The organism is Paraburkholderia sp. J63, from assembly GCF_905220245.1.
GTDB lineage: Bacteria > Pseudomonadota > Gammaproteobacteria > Burkholderiales > Burkholderiaceae > Paraburkholderia.
This window is the reverse complement of the sequence record NZ_CAJMZF010000006.1, coordinates 55441-74220: the sequence shown is the minus strand read 5'-3', so window position 1 is coordinate 74220 and position 18780 is coordinate 55441. Positions and strand designations below refer to the sequence as shown.

Sequence of the window (18780 nt, the reverse complement as noted above, 5' to 3'; positions counted from 1 at the left end):
CCATGCAGAAGCGCGCTGCGCAGGGCGCCAATAAAAAACCGGAGCGATACACAGGCATCGCTCCGGCTCTCCCACTCCATGCGCGCGCCGCCCGGCGCGATCGGCGCATTAATGCGATCCGCGCAATAACGACGCGGCAAATACGATATTTACTTACTGCTGCCGGCAATTTCCTCGATCTGGCTTCCGACGTTGGCGTCGATATTCTTCCAGTATTCGAATACGCGCTCGCGCACCGGGCTGCGCACGCCGTTCAGGCTCGCCACTACCTGCTCGACAAGCAGCGCGCGCTGCTTGTCGTTGAAAACGCTGCGCACGAGATCGCCCGGCTGGCCGAAATCGTCGTCTTCGGCATGCAGCGTATAGGCACTGCGCACCATTTCGCCATCGGATTCCCAGCCGTCTTCGGCAGCACCAGTCTGGTCGGCCCACGGACGCCCGCCGCTGTTGGGCACGTAGGTCGGCGCGCTGCCGCTATGCTCGTACGCCATATTGCCGTCGAACATATAGGTCTGCACGGGCACTTTGGGACGATTCACCGGCAACTGATGGAAGTTCGTGCCGATGCGCGCGCGCTGCGCATCGTTATAGGCGAACGCGCGGCCCAGCAGCATCTTGTCCGGCGACAGGCCGATGCCCGGCACCGTGTTGCCCGGCGAGAACGCCGCCTGCTCGATCTGCGCGAAGAAGTTCTCCGGGTTGCGATTGAGCGTCATCGTGCCGACCTTGATGAGCGGATAGTCCTTGTGCGACCAGGTCTTGGTGAGATCGAACGGATTGAAGCGATAAGTCCTGGCGTCGGCATAGGGCATGACCTGCACGGAAACCGTCCACGACGGATGTTCGCCGCGCTGGATCGCCTCGAAGAGATCGCGGCGGTGGAAATCGGCGTCGCGGCCCGCCATGGCCTCTGCTTCGGCGTTGGTGAAGAACTGCATGCCCTGTTGCGTATGGAAGTGGTACTTGACCCAGAACTTCTCGCCTTGGGCGTTGACCCACATGTAGGTATGCGAACCATATCCGTTCATATGGCGCCATGTTTTCGGCAGCCCGCGCTCGCCCATCAGATAGGTCACCTGGTGCGCCGATTCCGGATTGTTGGTCCAGAAGTCCCATTGCATGTGGCTGTCGCGCAGGCCCGAATCGGGCAGACGTTTCTGGCTGCGGATGAAGTGCGGGAACTTCATCGGATCGCGCACGAAGAACACCGGCGTATTGTTGCCGACCAGATCGTAATTGCCTTCGGTCGTATAGAACTTCAGCGAAAATCCGCGCACGTCGCGCCACGTGTCCGGGCTGCCCATCTCGCCCGCGACCGTCGAGAAACGGGCCAGCACTTCGGTGCTCGCCCCCTTCTGGAACAAAGCCGCTTTCGTGTACTTCGAGACGTCCTCCGTGACCTTGAGCTCGCCGAAGGCGCCCGCGCCCTTCGCATGCGGCTGCCGCTCCGGCACTTTCTCGCGGTTGAAGTGCGCCATCTGCTCGAGAAAATGCACGTCGTGCAACAGGACCGGGCCATCCGGACCGATCGTCAGAGAGTTGCGGTCGCTGACGGCCGGCGCACCGGTGCTCGTCGTGGATTTGCCGAGAGACTTCCCGCTGGAATCAGCCATTTCACATCTCCTGTGTCGACCGGAATTAGCGCGTCGACCAGAGCGAGCTTTGGCTCCGGCCCATGCCGGGCCCCTGCTCTGGTCCCGCAACGATGATTCCGGTCCGATGTAAAGCCGCGCTCGCCAGATCCGGCGCGCGCCGTTGCTGGCGTCGCGGCTCGATGGGGGGACGCCCCGGCGCGCTGCCCGCCGCGCCGGGGAGCGCCCATTGTGCACTCAGCCGCAACAGGCTGCGCTTGAGCGGTTCAGCCTAGCGCAATGGGCGCGCGCGAGCGGCCGGAGCGGATGGAACATGCGGGTACGCGGCGCCTGAACCGATGAGTCGCGCCGGGTTTAGCCGATGAGTTTCGTTAAGGAAAATCCGGAAACGAGCTCCTGGTCCATGCGTTTCGCATAGGAAATTCCTTGCGCCGCAAGGCGCTTTCACTGCACTCTTGCCCCGGCTTGATTTCCCAATGCGAATCAAGCGTTTACTGAAATGTTGCGACGCACAAAAAAGTTATTGACACAGCTTTGTTTTGAGATATCATGAACTCGATTGCTGCATCGCACCAATACGCGAACCGGTGATCGATAGAAAGTTTTCCTTTTTTCGTAACGGAACCGACGCGTAGCGGTCCACCCTCAGGAACGACGACATGACTCTGCCTACCCCCGAACAATTCGCCGCCACCCAGAAAGCCGGTCTCGAAGCGCTCTTCGGCCTTACGAACAAGGCGTTCGAAGGCGCAGTCAAGCTCGCCGAGCTGAACATCGAAACGGCCCGCGCCGCTATCGCCGAAGGCCAGGAACATGCCCAGCGCACGCTGTCGGCCAAGGATCCGCAAGGCTTCTTCGCCCTGCAGGCAGGCTTCGCCCAGCCGGCCGCCGACAAGGCGCTGGCCTATGGCCGCACCGTCTACGCGATCGTCTCGGCCGCGCACACGGAATTCGCGCAAGCCGCACAAAGCCAGTTCGAACAGCAGCAGCACGCCGTGCAGTCGCTCATCGACAGCGCAGCGAAGAACGCGCCCGCCGGCTCGGAAAGCGCCGTCGCGGCATTCAAGTCGGCGATCACGGCTGCCCAAGGCGCCTACGAATCGGTGAACAAGGCCGCCAAGCAAGCCGCCGAAATGGCCGAAAGCAACTTCGAAGCGGTCACCAAGGCTGCGTCGAAGGCTGCCGCTCAAGCCACGCGCGCTGCCAAGCAGCCGGCGTAACGAGCCAGAGCAACGCTACGGCGTTGTCGACCGGGCGCCCTGAAGGGCGTCGCGGTCTTTGAAAAAGCGGGATCCGTGCGAGCGGAGCCCGCTTTTTCATTTTGGCCACCGTGTTCAACCACCGCAGTTTCCGATATCGAACATCGTCTTGAGCGCGCAGGGCGAAGTGAGCATGCGCGTGCCGTCGTGACCCACGCCTGGCACGATATGAAACTCCTGATTCAACCCGGCCGGATGACGCGTTTGCATGTAACGGAAGAATCCCTGGGCCCGCGCGAGGCGCTGCGGCCCTTGCGCCTGCGCCGCGCAAGTCTTGTCGAGCGAGGCCGAGGCGGGATTGTCGTCCGCGCCGCCCACGAGATAGACGATGCGCCGCTGCGCGTACCGCGCTTCGAGCTGCGCGGGCGTGCGCCCGAGCATGAAGTCGGGCCGCGCCTCCATGCCGTATTTCCAGGTATCGAAGCCGGGGCAGCGCGCCGCGTCGAAGGTAGCAGGCGCGCGGTCCGCGCCGGGCCGCAGCGCGTCGAAGTACGCATACGACGATGGGCTCGCCACCACGAAACGCACGGCGATGCCCTGTTTCTCAAGCGACTCAGGCGTTTCCGATGCGATCGCATAGCGTTGCAGCACCTGCGCGCCGCCCGAGTGGCCCGCAAACACGATCGTCTTCAGGTTGGGAAAGCGCTGTTTGTCCGCGAGGCGGCGTGCGATCACGTCGAGCACCGCATAGGCGCTCACTGGCGCGCCCGTCACGGCATCGGCCCCGCCCATCCACGCGTTGTCATTCCAGCTCAGCAGGTCGGGCGGCGCGTCGTGGGCTCGCGTATCGACGGTCGAGAGAAATTGCGGGGCAATCAGCAAGGTACCGGCCGGATCCAGGCCCGCCGCTTCGGCCTCGGTGCGGGCGCGCTGCGCCGTGCGGTAGTAGTCGTCGGCGTTGCGCAAGCGGCCGTGCAGCACGATCACCGCGCGCACGATGTCCGGCTGCGGCGTGCTCCAGTCGGCGCTGATGTCCAGCGCGAACTCGCCGTGCCCCTGAGGCGTGTCGATCGGCATGCGCGCATCGGCGATGATCGCGACGGCGCGCGCACGAGCCGCAGGAACATGACGTGCCGAGGCCGGGGCGGCGAACAGCGCGGCGGCCAGCGCCCCGGTCAGCGTGGCGAGCAGTCTGGTCCTGAGCGAATCCCCATGCGCGAGGCCGCGCGGCCGAATCGGACCCATGATGTTTCCCTTCGGAAATACGACGCAAAAATCGTTCGAAGCGGAAACTTCGCGAAAGGCGCGTTACTGCGCGAACCTGGCCGCCCGCCGTTCGGCCCGGCTTCAATCCATCAGGAGCCGAACATGCGGCTGACCGCACGTTCGAGATGGTCGCGCATGGCCTGCGACGCGCGCTGTACGTCGCGCGCCTGAATCGCTTCCAGCACTTCGAGGTGCTCCTGCTGCACGATGCGCTGCCGCTCGATGGATTTCACGAGCGAGAGATTGCGCGAGAGGTTCATGCTGAACACCATCTGCTCCTGGATGCCCGAGAGCGCGGTGATGAAGAACTGGTTCTTCGAAGCGCGGGCGACGGCCATATGAAAGGCGAAGTCGTCCTTCGCGCCAATGCCCGACGTTTCGACGATGGTCTGGAGGTTATCCCATTCGCGGCGGATCACGGCGATGTCGTCGTCATCGGCCTTCTGCGCCGCGAGCGCCGCCGCGCCCGATTCGACCACCACGCGATACTCATAGCAACGCCGGATGTCCGACAACGTTTCAAGCGGCGCGAAACGGCGCACGTCCGGGTCGGGCCGGCGCATGACCGTCGTTCCCGAGCCGTGGCGCGTGGCGATGATGCCATCCGCACGCAATTGCGCGAGCGCTTCGCGCACGGTGGGACGCGAGGTCGCGAAGCGCTCCGCGAGCATGTGCTCGGTCGGCAGCCGCTCCCCTTCCTTGTATTCGCCTTCGATGATGCGGTTCAGGATGTCGCTGTAAATCCGCGCCGGCATATTCGGCGCTTTTTGCTCAGACATGGTGAGGTGCTACGCGGTGGGTTGTCAGGTATGTCCTGGATTGTAAGTCATACGGCGCAAGCATTGAGCGCATTGGCCCGGCCGCGCGGCCTCCCGTGAGCCAGAACGCACCTGCATCGCCCCTCAGTCGAGCACGCTCACGCCGATGCGCAACGAAGCCGTCTCTGTCTGCCCCGGTTCCAGCCAGCGCAGGCCGAGGCCGTTGTGAATCGCGTCGGGCAAGCCGAGCCATGGCTCGACGCAATAGAAGTCCGAATCGGGCGCGAGCGTCCACGACGTCACGGCGTACCAGGGTACCGAGCCGGGGCGGCGCAGATCGATTTCGACGGCGCGCCGCAGCGTAGGCATCTCGATGCGCACCGGACCCGCCGGCTCGCCTTCGAGGCAGTGAAACCGGTCGACGATTTGCGGATCGCCGAACGTGTAGCGCGCGGCACCGGCCTCGGGCGCAGTCGTCGTGCCGTCCGTCAACTGATGCCGGTACACGTTGCGCGGCAGTGCGAGCGTCGCCTCGCCGCGCTGCGTATACGGCAACGCGAAATAGAAATGATGGCCCGCGTAGTACGGCATACAGGCGTCGCGCGCATCGGCTGCTGCCGTATTCGTCGTGATCAGTTCGACATCTAGCGTCGCTTCGTCCACGAGTCGATAAACGGCTTCGAAGCGAAAGCGGAATGGGTAGCCCGCGCGTGTCGCCTCGTTATCGGTCAACGTCATGCGCACGCCGTCGCCGTGCCGATCGACCTGCGCGTCAAATGGAAGGTCGCGCGCGAAACCGTGCATGGGCACTTCGCGCACTACGCGCTGCGCGTCGCGCCAGAAGCCGATGCGCCCATCCACACGATGACGTGCGATGAAAGGAAACAGCAGCGGGTTGCCGCCACGCACCAGCGCGGGCTGGCACCAGTCGGCCGCATCGGGCCAGTGGATGATCGGCGCGCCGTGCAAATGCCACGAGAGCAGCCGTCCGCCCGCTTGCGGCGCCACCAGCAGGCGCGAGCCGCCGCGCACGATTTCGATGACGTCCTGCCCCTGAAACTTCGTCATTTCGTATCGGAAAAAGAGAAAAAATTCGACACGGCCTGATGCGTCACCGTGCGCGCGACCCTGTGTTCAGCTACGCGCTTTCTTCCATTCGGCGTAAGCGGCCAGCGTCGCCTCGTTCGGCGGATAGGTGCCGGGGAGCGCCGCGCCCGCCTCGATGCGCTCGGTGATGAAGCGCTCGAGTTCCTCCTGTTCCGAAGCCGCCTGCGCCACCGATTCGACCAGATGAAGCGGGATCACGACCACGCCGTCGGCGTCGCCGACGATGATGTCACCTGGATACACGGCCACGCCGCCGCAGCCGATGGGCACGTTCAGATCGACCGTGTGATGCCGGCACAAATTGAGCGGCGCCGAAGCGCCCGCGCAGAAGACCGGCAGACCGCGGGTGGCAATGGTCGCGCTGTCGCGCACGGGGCCGTCCGACACCATGCCGGCCACGCCGCGCACCCGCATGCGCGTGGCGAGGATCGATCCCATCGACGCGGCGTCGGTCACGCCACGGCAATCCTGCACGAGGACGGCGCCGGCCGGCACGGTCTCGACGCCCTTGCGCTGCGGATGCTCGGGGTTCTGGAACGCGCTCAGCTGATCGAGGTCCTCGCGCGCCGGGATGTTGCGCATCGTAAAGGCCGGGCCAACGAGATTGGGCGCGCCGGGTGCCGGCGCGGCGAGCGGCTTCACGCCTTGCATGAAGACGTTACGCAGCCCGTGCTTGAAGAGCTGGGTGGTCAGCGTCGCGGTGGAAACATGGCTCAGTTGTTCGAGCGCTTGAACGCTTACGGCAATGGCGGGGGAGTTCATCGTGTCTCGTCCGTTTTTTCGGGGTGCGCGGGGATCACGCGGGCAGGCCGCTCGATCACTTGTCGAGCGCAACGTCAGCATTGTTGTAATACAACAAGAGGATTGTCAACCAGCCCGCTATTCTTCCGCTGCGGAACTGTCATCCAGCAAGCTACCCTGCCCAAAAGACATAGACGTGAATGCTCGTGCGTGCCCCCGCCCGTTATGGTTCAAGAAGCAGACGCCTGGGACAACTCGCGTGCACGCCCAGGGAAATCCCCATCGACACAATATTTGCTTTACAACTTTAGCGCAAATAGAATGATGTCTTACATGCCGAGGAACGGAAAACAGGCACACCCGGTATTAAAGCGGCAGCACCCGTGCCCAGCCGCATGACAACGCGGCCAGCGCACTGCCGGCGAGCACACGCAGACAACTTCCAGCAGCAACCGCTTGCATGGGACCGGAGCCCGGGCTTGGCGCCCATTCCGGAACAACAGGAGACGAGCAGTGCAACGCAAGACTATCAAGGGGCTTCGGTGGTGGATCATCGGCCTCATCATGATCGGCACGATTTTCAACTATCTCGCGCGCAGCTCGCTTTCCGTGGCGGCGCCCACGCTCACCGAAACGCTCCACATGTCCACGCAGCAGTACTCGTACGTGGTCACCGCGTTCCAGGCCTGCTACGCACTCGCGCAGCCGATCGCCGGCTTCGTGCTCGACTCCGTGGGCGTGAAGATCGGCTTCGCCATCTTCGCGTTCGGCTGGGCCATCGCCAACATGCTGCATGGCCTCGCCTCCAGCTGGCCCGCGCTCGCGTTCTTCCGCGGCCTGCTCGGCATGAGCGAAGCCGCGATCTTCCCGGCCGGCATGAAGGCCATCAGCCAGTGGTTTCCGGCCAAAGAGCGCTCGGTCGCCACCGGCTGGCTGAACACCGGCACGTCGATCGGCGCGATGATCGCCCCGCCGCTCGTGGTCTGGTGCATTCTTAAATACAACTGGCAATTTGCGTTCGTGCTGACCGGTGGCGTCGCGTTGATCTGGGTGGCCCTGTGGCTCGTGTTTTTCCGCACGCCGGCCGAGCACTCGATGCTCTCGAAGGAAGAAGCCGAGTACATCCGCTCGGGTCAGGACGCGACGCAACAGAGCACCGCGGGCAAGCGTCCGTCGTGGAAGGAAGTGCTCAAGCAGCGCCGCTTCTGGGGCATCGGCATTCCGCGCATGCTCGCGGAGCCGGCATGGCAGACCTTCGGCGCGTGGATTCCGCTCTACATGGTCACCGTGCGCCACATGAACCTCAAGGAGATCGCGCTGTTCGCGTGGATGCCGTTCCTCGCCGCCGACCTCGGCTGCCTCGTTGGCGGCTATCTCGCCCCGCTCTTCATACGCTGGTTCGGCTGCTCGCTCATCACCTCGCGCAAGCTCGTCATCACGACCGGCGCGTTGTTGATGGTCGGACCGGCCTGCGTGGGCCTCGTCGCGAGCCCGTATGCCGCCATCGCACTCTTCTGCGTGGGCACCTTCGCGCACCAGACCATCTCGGGCGCCCTGTTCACGCTGGCCTCCGACGTCTTCGGCCAGCACGAAGTCGCCACGGCCACGGGCCTCTCGGGCATGTTCGGCTACCTCGGCGCGACGGTGTTCTCGCTCATCGTCGGGGCGCTCGCGAGCACGATCGGCTATAACCCCTTGTTCGTGTGCCTCATGCTGTTCGATTTGATCGGCGCGATCGTCGCCTGGCGGATGATCTCGAATCAACATAAGGATAACGAACAATATAACGCGGTTGGCGCCGTGCTCCAGCCGGCGCAAAAAGTGAAAGCCTGACCGGCTCATCAGCCGGCGCCCGAAAAATCCGGGCGCCGGCTTTCGGCGTTTTTATGTGAGGTAACCCCACCGTGAAGAAAGTTGCATTGTCCGGCGCAGCCGGCCAGCTCGGCGCCGTCTTGCGCAAGGGCCTGCTCGAACGCGGCGTCAACCTGCGTTCGGCGGCCGGCTCCAAGCCGCTAGAACCGCTCGTTGCCGGCGAAGACGTCATGCACGGCGATCTGCGCGATCCCGCCGTGGTCGACCGCCTGCTCGAAGGCGTCGATGTGCTGATCCACATGGCCGGCACGAGCGTCGAGCGCCCGCTGCCCGAGATCATCGAGAACAACCTGCGCGGGCTCGTCGAAATCTACGAAGGCGCACGCCGCCACGGCACGAAGCGCATCCTGTTCGCGAGCTCGAATCACGCGATCGGCATGTATCCGGTGGAAGACCGGCTCACGCTCGATTGCGCATTTCGTCCCGACGGTTTCTATGGGCTCAGCAAGGCGTGGGGCGAATCGCTCGCGCGGCTCTACTGGGACAAGCACGGCGTCGAGACCGTGAACGTGCGCATCGGCAGTTGCCTGCCGAAGCCCACGGAATTTCGCCATCTGAGCACGTGGTTCGGTCACGAAGACCTGTTCCATCTCGTCGATCGCGTGATCAACGTGGAATCGATCGGCTTCGCGGTCGTCTGGGGCGTATCGAACAATACGCGCAGCTATTGGGTGCAAAGCGGTGCGAATGACGACGCCGCACGGCTGGGCTTCAGGCCGCAGCAGAACGCCGAAGACCATGCGGCCGAGATTCTCGCCAAAGTGAATCCGCTCGACGCCGTCGCGCAGCGCTATCAGGGCGGTAGTTTCGCGAGCTTCGATTTCACGCCGGTGGAACAGCGCGGCAAGCGCACTTGAGACACCCTGCCTGGTATTCGCATACGAAATACACCTTGCAGACCGATGCCGTTCAGACATGCGCTGAACGGCATGTTTTCATTTATATGGTTATCCTTAGTAACTGAATCGCCCATCGCCCTCGCGGGCCAACAGTTCTGGACACCTGCCTTGCTTCTCCCTATGCGGCGAATCACTGGGCCTGATCTCTCGCACATCCACGTTGCGAGTCAGTGATCCGGTACCACCTGCGAAATTTGCGTGCTCAGACACTGGAGATACCGGGCTTTGCTCGGTCATGCCGCCGAATCGATGTTCTGCATCGACGACCTGAGTCCAGTGACATGCCCATCCAATTCAACGAAAGGATGAAATCATGCGTGTGAACCCGCACACGTGGCGGGCTCCGCTGTCGACACCAGGGGTGGTGACACCACAGCCGTGGCTCAAGCCGCCGATGACCAGCAAACCGGGCAGACCCGCACAGCGGACGTCACGACAACGCAGGACATGTCTGGTGTATCAAACACGTCGGCAGCAGACGACACTTCGGTGCAGCAACCCGATTCGGCAGCCAACAACAATTCTTCCCAAAACCCTGCCTCTAGCGGTGACACCTCCACATCCAACGCCTCCGCCACAACGGACAATACAAACCAGGTGTCAGGCACTGAAAGCAGCTAATCATCCTGTACGCAACAACACGCTTGCCGCGCCCGGCGCGGCAAGCGCATTGCCATTCATCCAACCTCACGGCACGCCCGAGTTGATAAACGACCGGGCCGCCGCCAGCACGCATACGAAGACGCCAGTCAATGCAGCACGTACCGTCCCACCGTCTTTAAGGGACTCAAAGCGTCCGACCGGCACTTTTCTCTTACCGCAAACGCATCCTCACCAAGCAAAACAATGACCCGATAACACTCGCCGAATCCACGCGCCAGCACACTAAAGATGCCGTGCATTGCGCGGCCGTGTCGCCGGATCGATGCTTCCTTTCTGCGCCCGACTCCGGTGGCACGTCCATCCGATTCACTGAAAGGGATGAAATCATGCGCGTGAAACTGCAACCCGGCATCGCTAACGATGCATACTACGGCGTCGGTGCGTCTGCGGGCGCCGCAGCCGCCTTGAACGCTGGTGGCGCTGCATCGGCCCCGAACATCGGCCTCGCCGGCGCAATCGCCGGGCCCAATGCCAGCGCCGGCATGCCACCAGGCCTGTACCCCAACCCGCCGAATCCGTTAGCAATGCCAGGAATGATGCCCCCGGACGGAATGCAGCCGGGCACCGGCGACCCGCAAAACGGCCCGTTGACGAATCGGGTCACTGCCAATCCGGATGGCAGCCACGACGTCTATTCATTCGACGCGACGGGCAATCTCCGGGCCGGGCAAAACTACGATGCGAACGGCAATCTTGCGTCGTCGTTTGCCTACGACCCCAACGAACGCGGTGGCACGCTCACATCCACCAGGTTCAGCCCGGATGGCAGCGCGCAGGTAGACAAGGCCGGAGGTGGGCTGCACACCAGCTATATCGCCGGCAGCGATGGGCAGATGCAAAACTTGCGTCAAGAGCCACTGAGCCCTGCCGATTTGCAAAAACTCGAGCAGTGGAAAGCCTCCTCGGGGCAATTGCAGGCTGTCGCCTCGAATCTCCCCCCCGACGCGTCGATGCCCGCGGGGAATGCCCCTGGCGGAGGAGATACGGCCGGCCCTGGACTCGCCGCACAGCCCGCTTCTGCCGGCGACATGGGTGGCGGCGACATGGCCGGCATCGGAACCCAGCAGCAGCCCGCCCAGTCACTCGCACCCGCCGCACAGCCCGCCCCTGCCAACGACACGGGTGGCGGCGACATGGCCGGCATCGGAACTCAGCAGCAGCCCGCTCAGCCGCCGGGGCCCGCCGCACCACCCACCATGGACAACGGCACCAGCGGGAGCGACATGGCCGGCCCCGACGGCCTGCAGCGTCTCGCCTCGCAGCTCTCGAACATGGCACCGGGTCTTGCGAACGAACTCCTGCCCAAAATCGCCAGTGAGCTCAAGAATTTGATCGAGCAACTGTTCTCGTCAGCCATGCCGAATCCCCCGGCACAACCGGGTGCCTCGCCAGCCGACGCAGGCCCGCCATCCTTGACCACTGCAGGCAGCTAAATCCGCCGCCAATGCAAGGCTTGCTGCACGCCGTGCGGCAAGCCGCTTGCAACGCTCGATGTTCATCGAGCGTCACAGCACGCCCGCTTTGATGATCATCTGCAACGCCGCCGCCAGCACGCACACCAGCACGATGATGCGGAACGCCAGCGGATGCAGTTTGTCGCGCAACGGCCGGATGAGGAACATGCCCGCGATGGACGGCAGGCTCGCCGCAGCGGAAATCGCGAGGTCGGCGCCGCTCGCGTGCGCGCCACCGCTGAACGTAGTGACCAGCGTGAGCACCGACACCACGAGAATGATCGCGATCTGCTTGGTGAACGCCCGGCCCGTCGCGCCCGAGGCGATCAGATACATCGCGAGCAGCGGTCCGGGCACCGACGCGATGCTCTCCATGAGGGCCGCGCCGAAACCGAGCGCGAAACCCACCGGCCTGACGAGCGCAGGTGCGAGCGTGAGCCGCGGCGAGGCGAGCATCAGCGCGGCGGCCACGATCAGCGTGACGCCCGAAGCCGCCAGCGCGTGATGCGGCTCGAGCCGGATCAGCACGGCCACGCCCACGATATTGCCGATGACGGTGCCGATCAGCGGCGCGGCAATGTGCTTGACCGTCTTCCACAGCTCGCCGCCTTCGAGCGCCTGCGGAATATTGCCGAGGATGATCGGCATCGAAAGCAGCAGGACGGCCTGCTTCACAGGCAGGAACTGCGTGAGGATCGGCATGGCGACGAGCGGCACGCCGATGCCGGTTACCCCCTTCACCATGCCGCCGAGCACGAGCGCAATGGCGATGCCGCAGAGCTGGAGCACGTCGAGCGCCTGCATGTGCGGGAGCAGGACGCCCCCGGAGAGATGGAAGTCGAACATCGAGGAAATCGGGTGCGTGGATGGGCGGCGATCCCCATGCGATACGTCCACACGCGGTCGGCCGGTTTTATCTTGAAATCGGAGTGCATGATAGCGCAGCCTCGCGAAGCGCACCTGGCGCCGCTTCCGGCAGCCCGTCCCGGCATCCAGCCGTGCATATGCACAAAAAACGGCGGCGCCGCAATGGCGCCGCCGCGAAGACTGCGTCGGAGGATGAAAGCGTGAAAATCAGAAGCGGTGGATGATGCCGATCGCGCCCGCGACCTGACTGCGCGACGAGGACGGCGCGCTGTTCTGACCATCGCCGATATCGGCGGTTGCGTCGATGATGTTGCCCGCGCCGTTGGTGCCCAGCGTCTGCCCGCCCGCGCGCTGATACGCCTCGACGAAGTACAGTCCCGTGCGCTTCGAGAGCGTGTAGTACTGCGAGAGGTTGAACTGCCGATACGAAGCCGCGCTCGTGATGCCGTTTGCCCGGGTCGCGCGCGTATAGCTGTAGCCGGCGGCAAGATCGAGCGCGGTAAGCGGCTTGTAGTGCAGGACAACGCCGCCGGTGTTCCAGATCTGCGTATCGAAGAACTTCGATCCCGCGCCGGCCACGTACTGAACATTCGACCAGGATGCCGAAATATCCCACTGAGAATTAAAGGCATAGCCGCCCGTCACGGCAAAACGCTGTTGCGCCTGCGCGGTCTGGAAGCCGTTGGTGATGCCCGAAACGCCGGGCTCGCCATTGCTGTTCGCCGTGGAATTCGCCCCCCACGCACCGCCGCCGCTCGTCGAGTTGTTCAGACGCTCGAAGCCCACGGCGAGGCCGACCGGACCGCGAATGTAGTTCGCGGCGACGCTCCACGAAGACCCAGCGTTGGTGCTGCCCGCCACGCCGCCCAACGCGTACATGCCGCTCACGGTAAAGCCCGAGATATTCGGCGAGGTATAGACCACTGCGTTGTTGATACGGTAGATCGTGTCCAGCGAGTCGAGATCGCCCGGGTGCGCGCCATAGGCACCCGTGAGCCAGTTGGTCGGGCTGTACGGCGCGAGCAGCGAATAGTACGGCGCATACTGGCGGCCCATCGTGAGCGTGCCGTATTGCTGGTTCGCGAGGCCGACATAGGCCGCGCGGCTGAACATCAGGTTGGTGGTCGATTGCGCGCCATTGGCCGAGTTGAACCCTTCTTCGAGCTGGAAGATCGCGCGCGTGCCGCCGCCCAGGTCTTCGGCGCCCTTCAGGCCGAAGCGCGAACCGGCCCAGACGCCCTGAACCATTTTGACGACCGCATGGCCGCCCGAGTTGCTGCCGAGCGCGGCCGAGCTGCTTTGATAGCCGATGCCCGTATCGACGATGCCATACAGCGTAACGCTGCTCTGAGCGTGCGCACCCAGTGCGGCGAGTCCAAGCGTGGAAGCGAGAATGGTCTTCTTCATCTGTACTCCTGCATATAGTCGTTGTGATGTATTGCTTGTTTTCTGCTGCTCTTGACGCCGGATACGGATATGCCCCTGTCGAGCCGCATGGGGCGAGCCGCGGTCACGAACCGCGAGGCGCCCCGCCTTCGATGCCGGATCCTGTCTCCCCCGCGTTGCGCGGTGGATCCGTACTGAACTCTTTAATGAATCTCGGGCTCGCCGCCGCTGCCGCACGAGCCGGCAACGCCGTCACGCTGCAGGAAATCGAACTCGCAGCCCTTGTCGGCCTGCATCACGTGCATCTGATACATCGCGCCGTAGCCGCGCGTAAAACGCGGCTCGGGCGTCACCCATGCGGCCTTGCGGCGCGCCATCTCTTCGTCGGAGATCAGCAGGTTCAGGCGGCGCTCCGGCACGTTCAGTTCGATCAGGTCGCCGTCCTGCACGAGGGCGAGCGGTCCGCCGATGAACGACTCGGGCGCCACGTGCAGCACGCACGCGCCGTAGCTCGTGCCGCTCATGCGCGCGTCCGAAATGCGCAGCATGTCGCGTACGCCCTTCTTGAGGATCTTTTGCGGAATCGGCAACTGGCCCCACTCGGGCATGCCAGGCGCGCCAATCGGGCCCGCGTGTTGCAGCACGATCACGCTGTTCTCGTCGCAGTCGAGTTCTTCGCTGTCGATACGCGCGGCCATGTCGTTATAGTCCTTGAACACGACGGCCTTGCCCGTATGCACGTGCAGGCGCTTCTCCGCGGCACCGGGCTTGATGACGGCGCCATCGGGTGCGAGATTGCCACGCAGCACGGCCAGGCCCGTGTCCGGCATCAGCGGCGTCGCGCGCCGGTAGATCACCTCTTCGCTGTAGATTTGCGCATCGGCGATGTTCTCGCCGAGCGTCTTGCCGTTCACGGTCATCTGCGAGCCGTCGATCAGGTCGCCAAGTTCCTTGAGCATCGCGCGCAGCCCGCCCGCGTAGTAGAAGTCCTCCATGAGGTACTTGCCGGTCGGGCGGACGTTCGCAAGCACCGGCGTGCGGCGCGCAATTTCGTCGTACTGAGCAAGTGTGAGATCGACACCGGCGCGGCGCGCGAGCGCGATCATATGAACGATGGCGTTCGTCGATCCCGAGAGCGCGAGACAGGTCGTGACGGCGTTATCGACCGACTGGCGCGTGATGATGTCCGAAGGCTTGAGGTCTTCCCACACCATCTCCACGATACGCATGCCCGTTTTCGCCGACATCTGCGCGTGGCGCGAATCGGGCGCGGGAATCGAGGCGAAGCCCGGCAGCGTGAAGCCCAGTGCTTCGGCGGCGCTCGTCATCGTGGAGGCCGTGCCCATCGTCATGCAGTGGCCCGGCGAGCGCGCGATGCCGCCTTCCACGCCCTTCCAGTCGTCCTCGGTGATCTTGCCCGCGCGCAGGTCGGCCCAGTATTTCCAGGTGTCCGAGCCCGAGCCGAGCGTCACGCCGTTCCAGTTGCCGTTGAGCATGGGGCCCGCGGGCAGGAAGATCGTCGGCAGATCCATTGAGATCGCGCCCATCAGCAAGGCGGGCGTGGTCTTGTCGCAGCCGCCCATCAGCACGACGCCATCGGCCGGATACGATCGCAGCGTCTCCTCGGCTTCCATCGCGAGGAAGTTGCGGTAGAGCATCGTGGTGGGCTTCTGGAACGGCTCGGAGAGCGTCTGCACCGGCAACTCGATGGGAAAGCCGCCCGCCTGCCAGATGCCGCGCTTGACCTCCTCCACACGCTGCTTGAAATGCGTATGGCAAGGGTTGATCTCGCTCCACGTGTTGAGGATCGCGATCACCGGTTTGCCTGCATATTCCTCGCGGCTGTAGCCCATCTGCGCGGTGCGCGAGCGGTGGCCGAACGAACGCAGGTCGTTCACGCCATACCAGCGGTGGCTGCGCAGTTCTTCGGGGGTCTTTCGCTTGTTGCTCATCTTGCGTTGCTCCAGGGGTTTCCGCGGATGTGTCAGTAAAGCCGCCGGCGTCGCGCTAACGCGATTCCTTCACGCGCGACACGAGCTGTGTCGGGCTGACGAACTGCAGCGCGACCAGCACCCATGCGAGCGTGATCGCCATGTAGATCATCGCCATGGCGTCGATGGATTGCGGCGCGCGCACGCCCGTCGAAAACACGGCGTAGTAGAGCGCGACGACTAGCGTTTGCGTATCGGGTCCGGCGGTAAAGAAAGTGAGTTCGAACATGCCGATCGTGCGCACCAGCACGAGCAGCCCCGCCGCCAGCATCCCGGGCACGAGGAGCGGCAGCAATACATAGAGAAAATAGCGAAACGTGTTCGCGCCGAAAATGCGCGCCGCCGACTCCAGGTTCGGATCGATCTGCTCGATGAACGGCGTCATCACGAGAATCACGAACGGCAGCGCGGGCACGAGGTTCGCGCATATCACGCCGGGCAGCGTACCGGCGAGGCCGAAGTGGTACATCGCGGTCGCCATCGGAATACCGTAGGTGACGGGCGGCACCATCAGCGGCAGCAGGAACACGAGCATGGCGATGCGCTTGCCGGGAAACTGCGCGCGCGCCAACGCATACGCCGCGGGCACGCCGAGCACGATGGACAGCAGCACGACCGCGCCCACCACTTCGAACGTCACCCACAGCACGCTGCCGAGCTGGAAATCGCGCCACGCCTGCGCATACCAGTGCAGCGTGAAGCCCTGCGGCAGCGGCGTGCCGAACCAGCGCGTGGCGATGGAGTTCACGCCCACAGTCGCGATCAGCAGCAGCACGTTGAGCAGGAAGAACAGCACGCCGCCCCACACCAGCACTTTCCAGAGCACGTCGGGCAGCCGCGAAGCCAGCTTCGTCTGCGGCGCCTTGGCGGCGGGAGCGGGCGCGGGCGCGGGCACCGGACGCTCTTCGCGCACCGGCGCGCCTGCGGGAAGCCCCGCCGCGTTGTGTTGATGTGCGCTCATCAGCCTTTCCCTCCGCTCACCGGTCCGGAGTAGAAGTAGCGCTTCGCGCCGAGCATCGCGGCCACCACGATCAACTGCACGAAGCCCATCACGATGGCAATCGTCGAAGCGAGCGAGTAGTCGTAGCTCTCGAACGCCGCTTCCGAAGCCGCGATGGAAATCACGCGCGTGGGGCCCGCGGGCGCTCCGAGCAGCACTGCCGATGGAAACACCGAATACGCCTGCACGAACGAGAGGCATGCGGCCATCGTGAGGCCGGGCGCGAGCAGCGGCAGATAAATCTGCCGGAACTGCTGCCACGGCCCCGCGCCGAGCGTGGCCGCCGCGCGCGCGAGCGTGGGGTCGATGCCGGTGACATACGAGAGCGTCAGCAGGAAGGCGAACGGAAAACCGGAGACGATCAGCGAGATCAGCACGCCCCAGTAGTTGTGCGTGAGACGAATTTCTTCATTCGTGTAGAGGTGCAGCGCGTGCAGCGCCTGCGGGAACCAGCCGTTCGGGCCGAAGTAGCTCAGCATGCCGTCGGCGATCAGCACGGTGCCGAGCGTGACGGGAATCACGAGCAGCGTGGTCACGAGCTTCTGATACGGCGACTTGTGGCGCAGCGCGAACGCCACCGGCAGCGAAAGCCCCACGTTGATGACGGTCGCGGGCACCGCGAGCTTGAGCGTGACGAACACCGTCGGCCACAGCGAGAGGTCGTGGATGAACTGCAGATAGTTCGCGAGCATGCCGCCGCCGTTCATCGGCTTGAACGAGAGCATGAGTCCGTAGGCGAACGGATAAAGAAACATCGCAATGATAAAGCCCAGCGCGGGCGCGATCAGCCAGCCGCGTGCGTCGCGCGGCGGCTTGCTCGACGGCGAAGCGAGCGTGCTCATGATGTGCGCTCCGCGTAGACCAGCACACGCGAAGGCGCGACGCGCAGCGTGGCGCGCTCGCCCGCTTCGAACTCGCCCGCCACGCGCGCCCACAGCTTGCCGAACGGCGCGTTCGCGAGCAGCAGCGAATCGCGGCCGCCGTATTCGACCATCTCGACTTCGACGTCGAAGGCGTTGGCGTCGCCCGCGTCGGCGCGCTCGAAGTCTTCGGGGCGCATCGCCACGGAGATCGCGTTGCCGCCCGCCTGCGCGAGGGCATCGTCCATCGGCACGCCCGTGAGCGTGATGCCAGACGCGGACAGCGCAACATGCTCGCCCCGCTCACCGGTCACGGCGAACGGCAGCACGTTGCGATAGCCCATGAAGCGCGCGACGTGCAGGTTCGCGGGGCGGCGGTAGATTTCCTTAGGACTGGCAATCTGTTGGACGACGCCCTCTTTCATCACGACGATGCGGTCGGCCATCGAAAGCGCCTCGTCCTGATCGTGCGTCACGTAGATCGTCGCGCGTTCGAGCTGGCCATGAATGCGGCGGATTTCCGCGCGCATCTCGATGCGCAGCTTGGTGTCGAGGTTCGAAAGCGGCTCGTCCATCAGCACGAGCGGCGGCTCGATCACGATGGCGCGCGCGATCGCCACACGCTGCTGCTGGCCGCCCGAGAGCTGACCCGGCAGCTTGCCTTCATGGCCGACGAGCTGCACGAGTTGCAGCGCCTCGCGCGCGCGGCGTTTCGCTTCGTCGCGCGGCACGCCCTGCATTTTCAGGCCGAAACCCACGTTTTCGAGCACGCTCATGTGCGGAAACAGCGCGTAGTTCTGGAACACCATGCCGAAGCCGCGCTTCTCGGGCGGCAGCACGTCGATGCGCAAATCGTCGAGCCAGATACTGCCGCTCGTGAGCGGCTGCAGGCCCGCAATGCAGTTGAGCGCCGTCGATTTCCCGCAGCCCGAGGGGCCGAGCAGCGCGATGAATTCGCCGCGCCCGATGTCGAGGTCGAGATTGCGCAGCGCCGCGAGCGGCGCGCCCTCCGCGCTGGTGAAACTGCGGCACACCGAGTCCAGACGCAGACGATCGAATGAATGCTTCATGACACGTTCCTGAAACGCGAGGTCCACTTGCCAAAGCCCAGGCAACGGGCGGCAC

15 protein-coding genes are annotated in these 18780 nt (G+C 64.4%); 4 read left to right on the top strand and 11 right to left on the bottom strand.

What is annotated here, in order from left to right; genetic code table 11:
- Positions 1-149 precede the first annotated feature (149 nt).
- On the bottom strand, positions 150-1613 hold the full coding sequence (locus tag U5775_RS08940) for a catalase (protein WP_322057770.1): 1464 nt from the start codon (positions 1611-1613) through the stop codon (positions 150-152).
- A gap of 638 nt (positions 1614-2251) precedes the next feature.
- Between U5775_RS08940 and phaP the strand changes: the two genes are divergently transcribed.
- Complete coding sequence (gene phaP / locus U5775_RS08935) at positions 2252-2812, top strand: TIGR01841 family phasin (RefSeq protein WP_322057769.1); 561 nt, start codon at positions 2252-2254, stop codon at positions 2810-2812.
- A 114-nt stretch (positions 2813-2926) separates the two neighbouring features.
- On the opposite strand, the gene U5775_RS08930 is transcribed toward phaP, so the two are convergent.
- The 4 genes from U5775_RS08930 to U5775_RS08915 all read right to left on the bottom strand — a co-directional run bounded on the left by U5775_RS08930 (position 2927) and on the right by U5775_RS08915 (position 6684).
- Positions 2927-4036, bottom strand: a complete 1110-nt coding sequence (locus tag U5775_RS08930) for an alpha/beta hydrolase (protein ID WP_322057768.1) — start codon at positions 4034-4036, stop codon at positions 2927-2929.
- A 110-nt stretch (positions 4037-4146) separates the two neighbouring features.
- Entirely contained in the window at positions 4147-4836 is a 690-nt protein-coding gene (locus U5775_RS08925; protein ID WP_322057767.1) for a FadR/GntR family transcriptional regulator, read from the bottom strand.
- Between the two features lie 123 nt (positions 4837-4959).
- Positions 4960-5883, bottom strand: a complete 924-nt coding sequence (locus U5775_RS08920) for an aldose epimerase (RefSeq protein ID WP_322057766.1) — start codon at positions 5881-5883, stop codon at positions 4960-4962.
- A 66-nt stretch (positions 5884-5949) separates the two neighbouring features.
- Positions 5950-6684 carry a ribonuclease activity regulator RraA gene (locus tag U5775_RS08915; RefSeq protein ID WP_322057765.1) on the bottom strand — a complete coding sequence of 245 codons (735 nt, stop codon included), beginning with the start codon at positions 6682-6684 and terminating at the stop codon, positions 5950-5952.
- A gap of 492 nt (positions 6685-7176) precedes the next feature.
- Here U5775_RS08915 and U5775_RS08910 point away from each other — a divergent pair, with 492 nt between their 5' ends.
- The 3 genes from U5775_RS08910 to U5775_RS08900 all read left to right on the top strand — a co-directional run bounded on the left by U5775_RS08910 (position 7177) and on the right by U5775_RS08900 (position 11530).
- The gene (locus tag U5775_RS08910) at positions 7177-8496 is read left to right on the top strand and encodes an MFS transporter (protein WP_415913542.1); all 1320 of its coding nucleotides are present in this window, start codon (positions 7177-7179) and stop codon (positions 8494-8496) included.
- 71 nt (positions 8497-8567) lie between these two features.
- Positions 8568-9392: an NAD(P)-dependent oxidoreductase gene (locus tag U5775_RS08905; RefSeq protein ID WP_322057764.1), complete on the top strand. Its 825-nt coding sequence runs from the start codon at positions 8568-8570 to the stop codon at positions 9390-9392.
- Positions 9393-10423: 1031 nt separating this feature from the next.
- The gene (locus tag U5775_RS08900; RefSeq protein ID WP_322057763.1) at positions 10424-11530 is read left to right on the top strand and encodes a hypothetical protein; all 1107 of its coding nucleotides are present in this window, start codon (positions 10424-10426) and stop codon (positions 11528-11530) included.
- 72 nt (positions 11531-11602) lie between these two features.
- Here the strand turns inward: U5775_RS08900 and U5775_RS08895 are convergent, their stop codons facing one another.
- The 6 genes from U5775_RS08895 to U5775_RS08870 all read right to left on the bottom strand — a co-directional run bounded on the left by U5775_RS08895 (position 11603) and on the right by U5775_RS08870 (position 18725).
- On the bottom strand, positions 11603-12397 hold the full coding sequence (locus tag U5775_RS08895) for a sulfite exporter TauE/SafE family protein (protein WP_322057762.1): 795 nt from the start codon (positions 12395-12397) through the stop codon (positions 11603-11605).
- A 228-nt stretch (positions 12398-12625) separates the two neighbouring features.
- The gene (locus U5775_RS08890) at positions 12626-13825 is read right to left on the bottom strand and encodes a porin (RefSeq protein ID WP_322057761.1); all 1200 of its coding nucleotides are present in this window, start codon (positions 13823-13825) and stop codon (positions 12626-12628) included.
- 182 nt (positions 13826-14007) lie between these two features.
- Entirely contained in the window at positions 14008-15756 is a 1749-nt protein-coding gene (gene araD, locus U5775_RS08885) for an L-arabinonate dehydratase (RefSeq protein WP_322057760.1), read from the bottom strand.
- Positions 15757-15811: 55 nt separating this feature from the next.
- Positions 15812-16756 (bottom strand): ABC transporter permease, encoded by a 945-nt coding sequence (locus U5775_RS08880; protein ID WP_322057759.1) that lies wholly within the window; start codon positions 16754-16756, stop codon positions 15812-15814.
- Positions 16756-17637, bottom strand: a complete 882-nt coding sequence (locus U5775_RS08875) for a sugar ABC transporter permease (RefSeq protein WP_322057758.1) — start codon at positions 17635-17637, stop codon at positions 16756-16758. The genes U5775_RS08880 and U5775_RS08875 overlap by 1 nt, the downstream gene beginning before the upstream one ends.
- The gene (locus tag U5775_RS08870; RefSeq protein WP_322057757.1) at positions 17634-18725 is read right to left on the bottom strand and encodes an ABC transporter ATP-binding protein; all 1092 of its coding nucleotides are present in this window, start codon (positions 18723-18725) and stop codon (positions 17634-17636) included. The genes U5775_RS08875 and U5775_RS08870 overlap by 4 nt, the downstream gene beginning before the upstream one ends.
- Between the last annotated feature and the right edge of the window lie 55 nt (positions 18726-18780).